General features: G+C 71.7%; 11 protein-coding genes and 1 pseudogene. 10 read left to right on the forward strand and 2 right to left on the reverse strand.

Annotated elements, in window-relative coordinates; all coding sequences use genetic code 11:
* The first annotated feature begins 54 nt into the window (after window positions 1-54).
* The 7 genes and pseudogenes from AC507J_RS04725 to AC507J_RS04755 all read left to right on the forward strand — a co-directional run.
* Window positions 55-1,278 carry an FAD-dependent oxidoreductase gene (locus AC507J_RS04725; RefSeq protein WP_496287805.1) on the forward strand — a complete coding sequence of 408 codons (1,224 nt, stop codon included), beginning with the start codon at window positions 55-57 and terminating at the stop codon, window positions 1,276-1,278.
* 43 nt (window positions 1,279-1,321) lie between these two features.
* Complete coding sequence (locus AC507J_RS04730; protein ID WP_496287806.1) at window positions 1,322-1,948, forward strand: TetR/AcrR family transcriptional regulator; 627 nt, start codon at window positions 1,322-1,324, stop codon at window positions 1,946-1,948.
* Window positions 1,949-2,099: 151 nt separating this feature from the next.
* Window positions 2,100-3,437, forward strand: a complete 1,338-nt coding sequence (locus tag AC507J_RS04735; RefSeq protein WP_496287807.1) for an acetyl-CoA carboxylase biotin carboxylase subunit — start codon at window positions 2,100-2,102, stop codon at window positions 3,435-3,437.
* 148 nt (window positions 3,438-3,585) lie between these two features.
* A complete protein-coding gene (locus tag AC507J_RS04740) occupies window positions 3,586-4,512 on the forward strand; it encodes a hydroxymethylglutaryl-CoA lyase (RefSeq protein ID WP_496287808.1) in 927 nt (308 codons plus the stop codon).
* A gap of 181 nt (window positions 4,513-4,693) precedes the next feature.
* Window positions 4,694-6,226 (forward strand): acyl-CoA carboxylase subunit beta, encoded by a 1,533-nt coding sequence (locus tag AC507J_RS04745; RefSeq protein WP_496287809.1) that lies wholly within the window; start codon window positions 4,694-4,696, stop codon window positions 6,224-6,226.
* Window positions 6,227-6,331: 105 nt separating this feature from the next.
* Window positions 6,332-7,480 carry an acyl-CoA dehydrogenase family protein gene (locus tag AC507J_RS04750; RefSeq protein WP_496287810.1) on the forward strand — a complete coding sequence of 383 codons (1,149 nt, stop codon included), beginning with the start codon at window positions 6,332-6,334 and terminating at the stop codon, window positions 7,478-7,480.
* A gap of 113 nt (window positions 7,481-7,593) precedes the next feature.
* A pseudogene (locus AC507J_RS04755) lies at window positions 7,594-10,053 on the forward strand (ATP-binding protein); the annotation flags it as partial.
* Window positions 10,054-10,415: 362 nt separating this feature from the next.
* On the opposite strand, the gene AC507J_RS04760 reads toward AC507J_RS04755, so the two are convergent.
* A complete protein-coding gene (locus AC507J_RS04760) occupies window positions 10,416-10,913 on the reverse strand; it encodes a MarR family winged helix-turn-helix transcriptional regulator (protein ID WP_496287811.1) in 498 nt (165 codons plus the stop codon).
* A gap of 101 nt (window positions 10,914-11,014) precedes the next feature.
* On the opposite strand from AC507J_RS04760, the gene AC507J_RS04765 reads away from it, so the two are divergent.
* Together AC507J_RS04765 and AC507J_RS04770 are read left to right on the forward strand one after the other, a co-directional pair.
* Entirely contained in the window at window positions 11,015-11,596 is a 582-nt protein-coding gene (locus AC507J_RS04765; protein ID WP_496287812.1) for a YceI family protein, read from the forward strand.
* 339 nt (window positions 11,597-11,935) lie between these two features.
* Entirely contained in the window at window positions 11,936-13,414 is a 1,479-nt protein-coding gene (locus AC507J_RS04770) for a glutamate-cysteine ligase family protein (RefSeq protein WP_496287813.1), read from the forward strand.
* A 96-nt stretch (window positions 13,415-13,510) separates the two neighbouring features.
* On the opposite strand, the gene AC507J_RS04775 is transcribed toward AC507J_RS04770, so the two are convergent.
* Complete coding sequence (locus AC507J_RS04775; protein WP_496287814.1) at window positions 13,511-14,947, reverse strand: hypothetical protein; 1,437 nt, start codon at window positions 14,945-14,947, stop codon at window positions 13,511-13,513.
* Window positions 14,948-15,069: 122 nt separating this feature from the next.
* On the opposite strand from AC507J_RS04775, the gene AC507J_RS04780 reads away from it, so the two are divergent.
* Window positions 15,070-15,726 (forward strand): PASTA domain-containing protein, encoded by a 657-nt coding sequence (locus AC507J_RS04780; protein ID WP_496287815.1) that lies wholly within the window; start codon window positions 15,070-15,072, stop codon window positions 15,724-15,726.
* Window positions 15,727-15,808: the final 82 nt, after the last annotated feature.

Genomic DNA, 15,808 nt, shown 5'->3' on the forward strand with positions numbered 1-15,808 from the left:
CGTTGTCAACAGGTGTTGGCCAACACTTGTTGGCATTGGCCGAAGGAGGTCGTCATGCTGCCCGAACGAACGGATGTGCTGGTCGTCGGAGCCGGCCCGACTGGGCTGACCGCCGCACTCACCCTGGCCCGCCGAGGGGTAGAGGTCACCCTGGTCGAGCAGCGCGAAGCGCCGCCGGTGACCTCGCGGGCGGCGGTCGTGCACGCGTACACCCTGGAGTTGCTGGACCGGCTCGGCGCCGGCGCGCCCCTGGTTGCCCGGGGCCTGCGGTCGACGCGGTTCAGCATCCGCGACCGTGACCGGGTGCTGTTCACCCTGCCCTTCGACGGGCTGCCCAGCCGCCACCCGTACGCGCTGATGGTGTCCCAGTCGGTCACCGAGGAGGTGCTTACCAAGCGGCTCGCGGACGCCGGTGTACCGGTGCTGCGCCCGTACCGGCTCACCGGCCTGCGCCACGACGGCGACGGCGTGGTGGCCCGGTTCGACGGCGGCGCGAGCGTGCGCGCCCGGTGGGTGATCGGCGCGGACGGCATCCGCAGCACGGTGCGCGAGCTGGCCGGCATCCCCTTCACCGGCCCGGCGGACTCCGCCGAATCGTTTGTGCTGGCCGACGTACGCGTCGACAGCACCCTGCCCCGCGACGGCGCGTCGGTCTTCCTCGCCCGCAGCGGTCCGCTGGTCTGGGCGCCGCTGCCCGACGGTCGGGTCCGCCTGGTTGCCACCGTCGCCGAGCCGCCGGCCGAACCGGACGCCGAATACCTGCAACGGCTGCTCGACCAGCGCGGTCCGGCACGTCGACCCGATCGGATCCGCGAGGTGCTCTGGTCGTCGCGTTTCCGGCTGCACCGGCAGCTCGCCGGAACCTTCCGCCTCGGGCCGGTGCTGCTGGCCGGTGACTCCGGTCACGCGCACAGCCCGGCTGGCGGGCAGGGCATGAACCTCGGCATCAGCGACGCGGTCGACCTCGGTGAAACCCTCGCCGACGTGCTGGCCGGCAGTCCCGACGGGCTGCTCGACGAGTACGCGGCCCGCCGCCGTCCGCTCGCCCATGAGGTGTCGGACTTCGCCGACCGGCTCACCCGGGTGGCTACCACACCGCCCCTCCTGCGTCCGGCCCGCGACCTGCTGCTGCGCCTGATCGCGGTGCTGCCGTCGGCCCGACACCGGGTCGCCCTACGCCTCTCCGGCCTGCACCAACGGCCCGCCGCCACCCCGACCGCCGACGTACCCGGCGCTGCCGCGCGGGATGGTGTTCCCGGTAGGCGGACTGGCCGGTAACCGAGGCTGCCCCCGGTCAGCACCCTGGGTCTAGGCTTGTCCGGTGACGGTGGAGCAGCAGGCCCGGGCAGCGAACGGCGGGGCCACGGGGGCGGGGCGGCGCCGGTCCCGCAAGGACGAGATCCTGGAGATCGCGGTGGGCCTCTTCGCCTCCCGTGGCTACCACGGTGTGTCGATGGACGACATCGGTGCGGCTGCCGGCGTGACCGGTCCGGCGCTCTACCACCACTTCGCCGGCAAGGAGGCGATGCTGGTCGCCGCGCTGACGCCGGTCAGCGAGGGGCTGCTCGAAGGCGGGCGGCAGCGCTCCGTCGCCCACCCGGGCGACCCCCGTGCCGTCCTTGAGTCGCTCATCGACTTCCACGTCGACTTCGCACTGGCCAATCCGGCCGTCATCGCGCTGCACCTGCACGAGCTGGATCGGATGCCCGAGGAGCCCCGGCGCCGGATCCGCCGCCTGCAACGGCTCTACGTCGAGGAATGGGTCGCCGTGCTGACCGCGCTGCACCCCGGCCTGCCGGACGGGGAGGCGCGGGTGCTTGCGCACGCCGCGTTCGGCCTGATGAACTCCACCCCATTCCTCGGTGGTGAGGTGGATCGCCGACGCCGCGCCGAGTTGCTGCGCAGCGCCACCCTCGCCGCGCTCCTCGCCCCCACCGAGCCCGCCTGACCCGCTCGCGCCTCCCCGCTCCGTCTCGCCTCAGCGTGCGTTAACAGGGGGCCCTTGCTATACCGCAGGCGTTAGGAAGGGGCCCTTCCTTCGCCGAGGTTGGCGTGGTTCCCTAGCGGGCGTCCCACAAAATGGAACGCTCGGAGGAACCATGATCGAGTCACTGCTGGTCGCGAACCGGGGCGAGATCGCCCGCCGGATCATCCGTACCGCGAAGCGGCTCGGGGTGCGCGCGATCGCGGTGCACTCGGAGGCCGACGCTGACCTGCCGTTCGTGACCGAGGCCGACGAGGCGGTCTGCATCGGCCCGGCCAACCCGGTGCAGAGTTACCGCAACAGCGAGGCGATCCTCGCCGCCGCCAGGTCCACCGGTGCGCAGGCGATCCACCCCGGCTACGGCTTCCTGTCGGAGAATGCCGACTTCGCGCGTACCGTCGAGGCCAGCGGCCTGATCTGGGTCGGACCGGCAGCTGACGCGATAAGCGCGATGGGCGACAAGATCAATGCCCGGAACCTGATGGCGGCGGCCGGGGTACCGGTGGCACCGGGCACCACCGAACCGGCGGCGGAACTGGACTCGGCGGTCGCCGCAGCCGCCGAGATCGGTTACCCGGTGATGGTGAAGGCCGCCGCGGGCGGTGGCGGCATGGGCATGGGCGTGGCCGCCGACGAGGACGCGCTGCGTGCCGAGCACGACAAGGTGCGCTCGTTCGCCGAGCGGATGTTCGGGGACGGCTCGGTGCTGATCGAGCGGTACTTTCCCCGGGTGCGCCACGTCGAGGTGCAGATCCTCGGTCTGGCCGACGGCCGCGTGGTGGCGCTCGGCGAACGGGAGTGCTCGGTGCAGCGCCGCAACCAGAAGCTGGTCGAGGAATCGCCCTCCCCGGCGGTCTCGCCGGAGTTGCGCGCGCGCCTGCTCGCCGCGGCGGTACGCGCGGGCGAGGCGGTGAACTACCGCAACGCGGGCACGGTGGAGTGCCTGCTGGACCCGGCCTCCGGGGAGTTCTTCTTCCTGGAGATGAACACCCGGCTTCAGGTGGAGCACCCGGTGACCGAGTTGGTCTACGGGGTGGACCTGGTCGAGCAGCAACTGCGGGTGGCCGCCGGGCTGGCGCCGAACTTCGACCCGGACGCGCTCACCCCGCACGGACACGCCATCGAGCTGCGGATCAACGCGGAGGACCCGAAGCGTTTCCTGCCCGGCCCGGGAGTGATCAAGACCTGGGTGGAACCCACCGGCGAGGGGCTACGCGTCGACTCCGGCTACGTCGAGGGGAACACCGTCACCCCGTTCTACGACAGCCTGATGGCCAAGCTCATCGTCACCGCCCCCACCCGCGCCGAGGCGCTCGACCGGGCCCGGGCGGCGGTGGCGGCCTTCCAACTCGCCGGCCCCAAGCACAACCTCCCCTTCTTCACTGAACTCCTGGACAACGAGGAGTTCCGCTCCGGCACCTACGACACCACCCTCATCACCCGCATGCGCTGACCCCCTCGCCTAGCCCGGTTGATCATGAAGTTATTGCCCGCGCTGCCCGGCGTGGCGGGGTCATAACTTCATGATCAACCGGGCTGGTGGGTGGGGTGGGATGCTGGGAAGGTCAGCGAGAATCGGGTGTCACAGTGGGGTGGCCAGGATGAGTGAACTGCCGGAGTTCGTGTCGATTCGGGAGGTCGGGCCGCGCGACGGTCTGCAGAACGAGGAGCCGATCCCGACCGACGCCAAGGTGCGGCTGCTCGACGCGCTCTCCCGTACCGGCGTACGGCGGATCGAGGCGGTGTCGTTCGTGCATCCCAGGGCGATCCCGCAGATGGCGGACGCCGACGAGGTGTGGCGGCGGGCGACGAAGGTGCCGGGGGTCCGTTACTCGGCGCTGGTGCCGAACACCCGGGGCGCGCAGCGCGCCCTGGCCGCCGGCTTCACCGAGATCGAGGTGGTCGTCTCCGCCAGCGACACGCACAACCGGCGCAACGTCAACCGCTCCACCGAGGAGTCGCTTGACGACATCGCCGAGCTGATCGACCTCCTGCACGGTGCGGGTGCCCGGGCCGAGGTGATCATCGCGACCAGCTTCGGCTGCCCGTACGAGGGGGACATCGACCCGGCCCGGGTGGCCGCCATCGTGGACCGGGTGGTTCGCGACGGCGCCGACCGCGTCGCGTTCGGCGACACCACCGGCATGGGTACGCCCCGACGCGTCCGTGACCTGCTGACGGCGGTACGCGACCGCAACGCGCACGTACCGGTGCTGCTGCACTTCCACAACACCCGGGGCACCGCGCTGGCGAACCTGTTGACCGCGCTGGAGTTCGGGGTCACCGAGTTCGACGCCAGCGTCGGCGGCCTCGGTGGCTGCCCGTACGCGCCCGGTGCCAGCGGCAACCTGGCCACCGAGGAGGCGGTGCACATGCTGCACGACATGGGCATCGACACCGGCATCGACCTGGACGCCCTGATCGAGGTCGCCGAAATGGCCGAGGAGTTGACGGCCCGCTCCCTCCCCTCCGGAGTCCTCCGCGCTGGCCCCCGTACCCGCCGAACCCCCACCGCCCCCACCTCCTGACTTCCGCGATCTTGCAGTTTGCGTCGCCTCTTAGCGGCTTTTGTCCCGTTATGCGGAGACGGAAAGTGCAAGATCGGCGGGGTGGGGAGGGGTGGGGCGCTGGGTGGTGGGGTGGGGTGGGGGTGGGGTAACCTAACGATCGTTCAGGTGCTCGGCGCGCAGGGGTGGCGAGGGGGTCGGCGTGACGGACGACGGTGCGGGGCTGGAGCAGCTGCGCAAGCGGGTCAAGGCCGGCGGCGCGGAGAAGTACCACGCGGCGAACGCGGCAAAGGGCAAGCTGTTCGCGCGGGAGCGGGTCGCGCTACTGGTCGACGAGGGCTCCTTCGTCGAGGACGGGCTCTACGCGAACGCACTGGCCGACGGGCTGCCCGCCGACGGCGTGGTGACCGGCACCGCCACCATCGACGGTCGCCAGGTCTGCCTGATGGCAAACGACTCCACGGTCAAGGCCGGCAGCTGGGGCGCGCGTACCGTCGAGAAGATCATCCGGATCATCGAGCGGGCGTACGGCACCGGCGTACCCATGGTCTACCTGGTCGACTCGGCCGGCGCCCGGATCACCGACCAGGTCGAACTCTTCCCCGGCCGGCGCGGCGCTGGGAAGATCTTCTGGAACCAGGTACGCGCCTCCGGCTCGATCCCGCAGGTCTGCGCGCTGTTCGGGCCGAGCGCCGCAGGTGGCGCGTACATTCCGGCGTTCTGCGACGTGGTGGCCATGGTGGACGGCAACGCCAGCATGTACCTCGGCTCCGACCGGATGGTCGAGATGGTCACCGGCGAGAAGACCACCCTCGAAGCGATGGGCGGGGCGAAGGTGCACTGCGCCGAGTCGGGCGTCGGGCACTTCCTCTGCAAGTCCGAGGCCGAGGCGCTCGACGTGGTCAAGCGCTACCTGTCGTACCTGCCGGCGAACTGGACCCAGCGCCCGCCGACCGCCGAGGCGATCGAGGCGCCGGGCAAGGCGGACCTGGCCGCGCTGGTGCCGGCGAGCGAGCGGCAGGCGTTCGACATGCGGCGGTACGTCAAGGGCCTGCTCGACGAGGGTTCCTTCTTCGAGATCCAGGCGCTCTGGGCCAAGGAGTTGACCGTCGGCTTCGGCCGGCTGGGCGGCGAGGTCGTCGGCGTGGTCGGCAACAACTCGATGTTCAAGGGCGGGGTACTCTTCGTCGACTCGGCCGACAAGGCGACCCGGTTCGTGCAGCTCTGCGACGCGTTCAACGTGCCGCTGCTGTTCCTGAGCGACGTGCCCGGGTTCATGGTCGGTAGCGCGGTGGAGAAGCAGGGCATCATCCGGCACGGCGCCAAGATGATCACCGCTATCTCCGAGGCGACCGTACCCAAGATCTGTGTGGTGGTCCGCAAGGCGTACGGCGCGGGCCTCTACGCCATGGCCGGGCCGGGCTTCGAGCCGGACGCCACGATCGCCCTGCCCACCGCGAAGATCGCGGTGATGGGTGCGGAGGCGGCGGTGAACGCGGTGTACGCGAACAAGATCGCCGCGATCGGGGACGCGGACGAGCGGGCCGCCTTCGTCGCCGCGAAGCGCGCCGAGTACGAGCAGGACATCGACATCGTCCGGCTGGCCAGCGAACTGGTGATCGACGCGATCGTGGAGCCGCATGACCTGCGCGCCGAACTGATCCGCCGGTTCGCCGCGGCCGGTGGCAAGGAACGGCACTTCTCCCGCCGCCGGCACGGGGTCACCCCCGTCTGAACCGGCGTCCGCAGGCCGGCCGGTTCCGACGGTCAGGCCGCCCGATCAGCACCGGCACCGTCCCGGCGTCACGAGCGCCCGGTCATCCGTCCAAGGAGGAACCCGATGGACTTCCGGCTCAGCGAGGAGCACGAGGCGCTGCGCGACAGTGTGCGGGACTTTGCCCGCGAGGTGGTCGCGCCGGTGATCGCCGAGCACTACGAGCGGCACACCTTCCCGTACGAGATCATCCGGCAGATGGGCAAGATGGGCCTCTTCGGCCTGCCCTTCGGCGAGGAGTACGGCGGCATGGGTGGCGACTACTTCGCGCTCTGCCTGGCCCTGGAGGAGTTGGCCCGGGTCGACTCCAGCGTGGCGATCACCCTGGAGGCGGCGGTCTCGCTCGGTGCGATGCCGATCTACCGGTTCGGCACCGACGAGCAGAAGGCGCGGTGGCTGCCGAAGCTGCTCAGCGGCGAGTCGCTGGCCGGGTTCGGGCTCACCGAGCCGGGCTTCGGCTCGGATGCCGGCGGCACCGAGACGAGGGCGGTGCTGGACGGCGACGAGTGGGTGATCAACGGTTCGAAGGCGTTCATCACGAACTCGGGCACCGACATCACCGCCCTGGTCACCGTCACCGCAGTCACCGGCACCCGGCCGGACGGGTCGAAGGAACTCTCCACCATCATCGTGCCGAGCGGTACGCCCGGCTTCACCGTCGCGCCCGGCTACTCCAAGGTCGGCTGGACGGCCTCGGACACCCACGAACTGACCTTCGACGACTGCCGGGTGCCGGCGGAGAACCTGCTCGGTGCGCGCGGCCGGGGCTTCGCCCAGTTCCTGCGCATCCTCGACGAGGGCCGGATCGCCATTGCCGCGCTGGCCGTCGGCCTCGCGCAGGGCTGCGTCGACGAGTCCGTCAAGTACGCCGGCCAGCGGCACGCCTTCGGCCAGCCGATCGGGAACTACCAGGCGATCCAGTTCAAGGTCGCGGACATGGAGATGAAGGCGCACACCGCCCGGCTGGCGTACTACGACGCGGCGGCCCGGATGTTGGCCGGTGAGCCGTTCAAGCGCCAGGCGGCCATCGCCAAGCTGCACGCCAGCACCATCGCGGTGGACAACGCCCGGGAGGCGACCCAGATCCACGGCGGGTACGGGTTCATGAACGAGTATCCGGTGGCCCGGTTCTGGCGGGACTCCAAGATCCTGGAGATCGGCGAGGGCACCTCCGAGGTGCAGCGCATGATCATCGCTCGCGACCTGGGGCTGTAGCCAGCGCGTCGAGCGGGCCAGGCAGCCGGCCGCTGTCGGGTTTCGGCATCATCCGGTCGGGTGGCCGACGATGACGTGTCGGCTGTCGGGGTCGGCCCGTAGTGTCCCTGGCCATGACTTCGGGTCATGATCGTCCGTCCAATCTGGATCCGTCCTCGACCCTGGCGGGGCTGTTGCGGGGGCACCGCCTGGCCGCCGGCCTCACCCAGGCCGAGCTGGCGGCGCGTGCCGGCATCGGCGTACGGACGGTCCGTGACCTGGAACGGGGACGCTCCTCGCGGCCGCAGCGCACCACCGTCGAGTTGCTCGCCAGCGCGCTGGGGCTGGCCGGTGCGGAGCATGGCGAGTTCCTGGCCGCCGCCCGGGGAGCCGGCCCGACCACGGCGCCGGCTGACCCGGGTACCCCGCTGCACATACCGCCGCCGCCCGAGCTGATCGGCCGGGAACGGGACCTGACCGAACTCGCCACCACCCTGACCGAGCCACACGGTCCCCGGTTGGTGAGCCTGGTGGGGCTGGCCGGGGTCGGCAAGACGGCACTCGCGCTGGCGGCGGTCCACGCGGTCGCAGCCGCGCACCCCGGCGGCACCGCCGGAGTGCTGGTCGGTGCCGGCTCGGACGCCGCCGACGTGCTCGCCGCCGCGCTCACGGTGTTCGGCGCGGCCCGGGTGACCGAGTTGGCCGCCCGCCTCGGTGACCGGCGGGCGTTGCTGCTTGTGGACGCGGCCGAACGGGCACCCGATCCGGTGGCCGGGACGTTGCGGCGCCTCATCGACACGGTGCCGTCGCTGCGGGTGCTGGTCACCGGCCGGCATCCGGTGGGGCTGCCGGGCGAGCGGGTCCGCCCGGTGTCCCCGCTGGACGTACCGCCGCCCGGCGACACCGATCCCGCGAAGCTCGCCGCATATCCGGCGGTGGCGCTGTTCCGCGCGCGGCTGGCCCAGGTCCGGCCGGAACCGCCGGCGGACGCCGAACTGCCGGCGCTCGCCGCGCTGGTCCGGCGGCTGGGCGGGCTGCCGCTGGCCATCGAGCTGATGGCGGCGCGTGGCCGCCTGCTCGACCTCACCGAACTGCTCGACCGGTACGGTGACCGGGTCCTGGACCTGGACACCTCGGCCGCGCCCCGCAGCGGCTGGCAGACGGGCCAGGCGCGGGGCGACGACGCCCGGGCGGCGGTGGCGGAGACGCTGCGCGACGCGGTGGCGACCAGCTACCGGCTGCTCGCCGAGGGGGAACAGGGCGCGCTGCGCCGGCTCGCCGCGTTCCGCAACCGGTGGTCCGTCGAGTTGGCCGAGGAGATGCTCGCCGACGCGGGCCGCACCGCCGACTCGGTCTCGCTGCTGAACCGCTTCCTCGACCTGGGGCTGCTCAGCGTACGCGGCACCGGGCCGTTCCGCTTCCGGCTGGTCGACGCGGTCCGGGACTACGCCGTCGAACAGGCCTCCGGTGCCGGCGAGTCGACCACGATCCGCCGCCGACACGCCCGAGTGATCACCCGACTGGTGCAGCGCACCGCACCCGGCCTGGCCGGTGCCGATGCCACCGCCGCCGCGCACCGCCTCGACGAGGTCACCGCCGACATCAGCTCCGCGCTCGGGTACGCGGCGGTGGACGATCCGCTTACCGCGTTACGCCTGGCGGCCAGCCTGCCCTGGTGGTGGCGACTGCGCGGACGGGACGTGCCGGGTCGGCAGTGGCTGTTGCGGTTGCTCGCCGACCCGCGTACCGCCGACGCCGATCCGGCGCTGCGGGCCTGGGCGTCGCTCGGCGTCGCGTTGCTGGCCGGTGAGCATGGCGCGGCCGGTGAGGAGGTACGCAGCGCGCGCCTGGCGCTGGAGGCGTTCCGCCGCCTCGGAGACCTGCCCGGTGAGCTGGAGGCGCGGATGGTGTTGGGTGCCCTGTTGGCCGCCACTGGCCGGCCGGAGCCAGCGCGGATGCAGGCGGAGGCGGCGCTGGCGGCGGCCACCAACGGCGGACTGGTCCGGCAGATGGCGGTCGCGCAACATCACCTCGCGTGGCACGAGATCCGGGCCGGCGAGCTGGCTGCCGCCCGTCGCCGGCTCGCCACCGTGGACCGGCTCGGCGGACAGTGCGGGGAACGGCGGCTGCGGGTGGTGGCCCGGGGCGCGGTCGCGGAGGTGCTCCGGTTGGAGGGCCGGTACGCCGAGGCGGCCGAGGAGGCACGGCGGGTCCTCACGGCCCTCACCGACCTGGGCGCGCCGCGGCAACGCCGTCGGGTGCTCGGCACGCTGGGGCTGGCACTCGCCCAGGACGGCCGGGCCGCGGAGGCTGCCCGGGCGCTCGTCGAACTGCGCCCGCTGGGTGCCACCGGAGCCCTGGTCGAGGGGCACCTCGCCCTGCACCGGGGCGATCGGGAGGTGGCGGCGGAATGGTTCGCCGCCGCAGCGGAGACGGTCGGGGCGGACCGGACCCGCCGGACGGTGGTGGAGGCGTTGGTCGGCCTGGCCGCGAGCACCTCGGATCCGGCCGTGCTCGACCGGCTGGATCTGGTCTGCCGGGAGACCGGCATCCGACTGTTGCGGCAGGAGACGGAGTTGCTGTACGCGCTCTCCGTGGCCCGGAGCGAGGCGCCTGCGGAGGCTGCCGCCGAGCGCGGACGACCGGGCCAACAGCGGCCCGGTCGTCCGGTGATGCGAACGGGGGTGGCGCGGGCGAGGAAGCCCCCTGTTGTCACCCCTCGCTCATCGCCCGCGCCGGCACCCCCCGATGCGCCCCCGCTGACGCGAGACTAGCCAGGCGCCGCCAGGCCATCTGTCGGGTTTGATGAAGTATCGGCCTTTGGTCAGCTGGTTCTGCCGGTCTTTCTGCCGGTGTCGTCACGCTCGGCTGGGTATTCGGACACCGAGAGTCCTGTGGCGGAAGTGGCCATGATTCGTCCGGTGCAGCCCGGCCGGATTCCCGCCGCAGGGCGGCATCAGCAGGTGTCCGCTCCGTCCTCGGCACCGTTGCTGCCCGCCGTGGCGCAGGGATTTACCGCGTCGCGTACCTGGCGTAGGCCGTCGAGCATGGCCTCCAGCGCGGGTGGGTCGAGCTGACCGGTGAACCAGTCCTCGATGAGCCGGAGGTGGCCAGGCAGGCACTCGTCCAGCCGGCTCAGGCCGGCCGGCGTGACGACCGCGAACGAACTGCGCCGGTCGGAGGGGCAGGCGCGCCGGGCGATCAGACCACCACGTTCCATCCGGTCCACCACCCGGGTGACGCCACTTGTGGAGAGGGAGGTCTGGGCGGCGAGGTCGGTCATCCGGAGTTGGTTGCCGGGTGACCTGGCGAGTCGGGTCAACACTTCGAACTCGACCGATGACAGGCCGTGTTCGTCAAGCTGGGTGGCGAACCTGGCGGACAGCCCGGCGTGCACCTCGAAGAGCAGGCCGACGGCGGTGATCCGAGGGTCGTCGAACACATTCGGGTTCACCGGTTCATCCTACCAGTACTTGACACGGGGAATATTGCCGCGACTATAGTTGCTGACGCAGCCGTTGGGCTAACAAACAATCTCCCGGAGGGCAGTCTCTCATGACCAGCAGCACCGAGTCGGTTACCCGCGACTGGAACGGCCTCACCATCCCGACGGCCGGCACCTATCTGCTGGACGCGGCGCACAAGCGGGTCGGGTTCGTCGCCCGGCACATGATGGTCAGCAAGGTGCGTGGCGAGTTCGCCGACGCCAGCGCGACCATCACCATCGCCGAGGAGCCCCTCGAGTCCTCGGTCACGGCCACCATCCAGGCCGCCAGCATCAACACCGCGCAGGCCGACCGGGACGCGCACCTGCGCAGCCCGGAGTTCCTCGACGCGGAGAAGTTCGCCACCCTGGAGTACCGCAGCACCGGTGTGAAGTCCCAGGAGGGCAACGAGTTCGTCCTCGCCGGTGAGCTGACGATCAAGGACGTGACCCGTCCGGTCGACCTGAAGGTCGAGTTCGAGGGGGTCGGCCGCAGCCCGTTCGGCCAGGACATCTTCGGCTTCTCCGCCTCCACCGAGATCGACCGTGAGGACTTCGGCCTGACCTGGAACGTCGCCCTGGAGTCGGGCGGTGTCCTGGTGGGCAAGAAGGTCAAGATCGAGATCGAGGGTGAGGCCATCCGCCAGGCCTGACCTCTGTACGCCCGAACCGGCCCGCGCTCGCACCGCGCGGGCCGGTTGGTCGTGTCCCGACTCTCGGTGGTTTCGCCCCGGCGGCCGTAGCGCCGGCCGGGTGATGCGAATTGTCACAGCTTGTTCGCCGGTTGACCCGCTGGCCTGCCCTTCCGGCTGGGTAGGAATCCCGGCGGAGGCACCCTGATCCTGGCCCCGTCGGTGGTCGGCTCCGCACCGGGTGGACTGCGGCGATGGACCGATCTTCGGCCCGATCGGGTCGGGCGCCTGCACCGAGTATGGTTCACGAAGCGCTGCGGAGCGGGTACCGTTCCGTCGCGTCGCGCGCCGGGAGGAAACATGGGCAGGGACGTCGATCGAGCCGCCTTCTCCCGGGAGGACCGGGTCCGCTACCGGCAGAAGGTCCGCCGCTGTCTGGATGTCTTCGCGCTGATGCTCGACGACTTCGGGTTCGACGCCGACCGGCCGATGACCGGGTTGGAGATCGAGCTCAACCTGGTGGACCCGCACGCCGAACCGGCAATGCGCAACGACGAGATCCTCGCCGCCATCGCCGACCCGCTGTTCCAGACCGAGCTGGGGCGCTTCAACCTGGAGCTGAACGCGAACCCGCGGCTGATCGAGGACAAGGGCTTCGCCGACTACGAGCGCGACCTGAGCGGCAGTCTGACCCGGGCGAACGACCGGGCGGCCCGATCGGACACCCGGATCGTCCTGGTCGGCATCCTGCCCACGCTTACCGAGCGGCACCTGGTGGCCGAGAACCTCTCTACCAACGAGCGGTACCGGGTGCTCAACGACCAGATCGTCGGTGCCCGGGGCGAGGACATCGAACTCGACATCCGTGGCGTCGAGCGGCTGCGTACGCACACCGACTCGATCGCGCCGGAGGCGGCGTGCACCAGCCTCCAGTTCCATCTCCAGGTGGCGCCGGACAGCTTCGCGGACTACTGGAACGCCTCACAGGCGATCGCGGCGGCGCAGGTGGCGGTGGGTGCCAACTCGCCCTTCCTGTACGGGCGGCAACTCTGGGCGGAAACCCGGATCGCCCTGTTCGAGCAGGCCACCGACACCCGACCGGACGAGCTGAAGGCCCAGGGGGTACGCCCCCGGGTGTGGTTCGGTGAACGCTGGATCACCTCGATCTTCGACCTATTCGAGGAGAACGTCAGGTACTTCCCGCCCCTGCTGCCGATCTGCGAGACCGAGGACCCGGTGGAGGTCCTGCACGCCGGTGGCGTACCCGAGTTGGCCGAGCTGCGGCTGCACAACGGCACGGTCTACCGGTGGAACCGGCCGGTCTACGACATCATGGACGGCCGCCCGCACCTGCGGGTGGAGAACCGGGTGCTGCCGGCCGGACCGACCGTGGTCGACATGTTGGCGAACGCCGCCTTCTACTTCGGGCTGGTCCGGGGTCTGGCCGAGGCCGATCGGCCCATCTGGAGCCAGCTCACCTTCAGCTCAGCCGAGGAGAACTTCCACGCCGCCGCCCGACGCGGAATGGATGCCATCCTGCACTGGCCACGGCTGGGCGAGGTGCCGGTGACCACGCTGGTGCTCGACGTGCTGCTGCCGGTCGCCGCCGCCGGGCTCGACGGCTTCGGGGTGGCCCCGGCCGAGCGCGATCGCCTGCTCGGCATCATCGAGCAACGCTGCCGTACCGGTCGTAACGGGGCAGCCTGGCAGACCCTCACGGTCTGGGCCGCCGAGCGGCACCGGGGTCTGGACCGCCACGCGGCCCTGCGCCACATGTTGCAGCGTTACGCGGAGTTGCAGCGCACAAACGAGCCGGTGCACAGCTGGCCGATCGACTGACCGGCCACGGCTCGGCTGTTGGGCCTGGACATGGCTGACCATGCCGGCCCTCCGCAACCCCCAGGAGCCTGTTGCCGGTCTCTTTTGAGGGGTGCGTCAGCGCGGCCGACGCGGCGTCCGGCTCCGGCGGCCCGTCCCCGCGCCCTCGGCCCCGGTGTCGGCGCTGGTGCCTCCGGCTGGAACGTCGGCATCGGTGCGTGTGGGTGCGGTGCCGGTGGCGCTTTCCTGCGGTGCGGCGGTGGCAGTGGGTGATTCGGCCGCCTCGGGGCGGCTGACCGCCGGGGTCGCCGGTGTCGCAGCCGGGTCACTGCCCGCGCTGGTGCCCGGATCAGTGCCGGGCACGTCGTCAGCGCCGGGCACGTCGTCAGCGCCGGCACGCTGCCGGGGCACCGTGGCGGTGGACACCCCGCTGGCCGTGTCGCCGGATCGGGTGCCGGCCGTGTCGCCGGGTGGGGCACCGGCCGCGTCGGTGGGTTGGGCGCCTGTCGGCCTGCTGGCCTTCCGCCGGGCCGCGCGCTGGGCGAGCGCCGCGACCAGGACGGAACCGCCGACCCCGACTATCACCGCGTACGGGGCGATGAGGTGGGCGGACACCTGCTCCGGGCTGATCGCGGTAAGCCTCGGCACGGCCAGGAAGTACGCGATCGCGACCAACAGCGGGCCGGCCGCGCCCGAGGCGGTGGCACCGACCCGACGGTCGGCCTCCCGGACCCCCCGCCGGGCGGCCAGCGTGCCGATCAGCAGCGCCGATCCGAGCGAGAGGACCGCTCCGGGCCAGTAGAAGTAGTCCCGGACCCAGAACTGGTCGCTGCCGGAGCTGAGCTGCCAGATGCCGAGCTGGGCGGTGGTCAGGCCGCGACCGGCGAGTACGGAGTCGACCACCGCGATCACCGCGAGCAGCCACAACCAACCGGCGGTGGCGATGACGTTGGTGGCCGCTGCCCGGCAGCGCAACGCCCAGTGTGCGACCAGCGCACCGACCAGTACGCCGAGCGCCGCGTATGCGGCGGCCATGTCCCGGGGGGAGGGAGTGTCCGGCACCACCGCGACCCGTGCCGGTACGGCGACCAGCAGCACCGTGATCAGGGCGCCCAGCGCGGCGGCGCCGGAAAGGGCGGTCCACCACAGGCCGTCCCCGCCCCGCCGGCCGGCCTGCCTCGGCGGCTCGTCGGCATCCTGCGCCGGCGTGCTCGTCCCGGTGGCGGTGTGGCGGCGATCCTCGGTCGCGGTACGGAGATCCTCGGCCGCGGTGAAGCGGCGATCCTCGGTCGCGGTGAAGCGGCGATCCTCGGTCGCGGTGAAGCGGCGATCGTGCAGCCGCTGGGCGCAGACCGCACCGAAGATGGTCGAGGTTGCGGCGATCCAGGTGGCCCAGATCAGGCTGGCCACCCAGGCCGCCGTGCTGGCCGTCGCCTCGGCCGGCGCCCAGTTCAGGATGCCCAGGCCGTACCCGAAGCCCAGCTGAGCGGCCCCGGCACCGGCGGCCACGCCGGCCGCGGTGGCGATCGATCCTCCCCAGCCCACTCTGGCCATGCCGGGCAGCGTAACGTCCTGTGGTCGGTGCGGCGAGTCGTGCGCCGTACCAGGCGATGGATGGTGACGGAAAGTGCTTGGCGTCGACGGGTACGGTCGCCGGTGACAGGGCGGTGAGCGGTATGACGGACGGGAACATGGACGGGCGGCCGGAACGCGGTGACGGCGGCCCGGATCGCACGCTGATCGTCGGAGGTGGCCTCGCGGCCCTGCTGCTCGCGGTCATCGGGGCGGCCGGTGGCTGGGTGTTGGCCGGCGACCAGAAGCCGACGACCACGACCACGCCGGTCGATGCGTCCGGTGGCCGCACCCCCAGCCCGGAGCCGACCACCTCGCCGCCGCGTGCCCGGCCGACACCCGCTGCCACGCCGAGCAGTGCCGCGCCGCCCCGGCCGACCGGGCTCACCGTGCCGGACCTGGTCGGGATGGACTTCGAGGAGGCCCGGGAGGAACTGCGCGACCGAGGGTTGGGCTGGCACCTCGTCTTCGGCAGCGGAAGCAGTTCCAGCGTTCAGAGCACCAACCCGGCGGCGGGTACGCCGGTGAAGCGCGGCATCACCGTTGTGATCAACGTGGCCGGGCAGGCCCCGCCGAACGAGGTGCCGGACCTGATCGGGGAGGAGTGCCGGGACGCCGGGGACGATCTCGTCGACGAGGGCTTCTCGCCCCGCTACCCGACCGGGAAGTCCGGCACGGTGACCGCCCAGGATCCGGTCGGCGGCACCGTCCTGCGGTGGGACGACATCGTCGCCATCTCCTGCGGCACCCCCGAAGCCTGAGGCGAAGGTGCCCTTCCCGGGGGCACTTTCGTACCGACATCTCTGCTCAGGTGACACGCACGGTGGTGCGATGGTGCCGGAT

The sequence above is a fragment of the Micromonospora sp. PRAS1 genome (genome assembly GCF_059553435.1).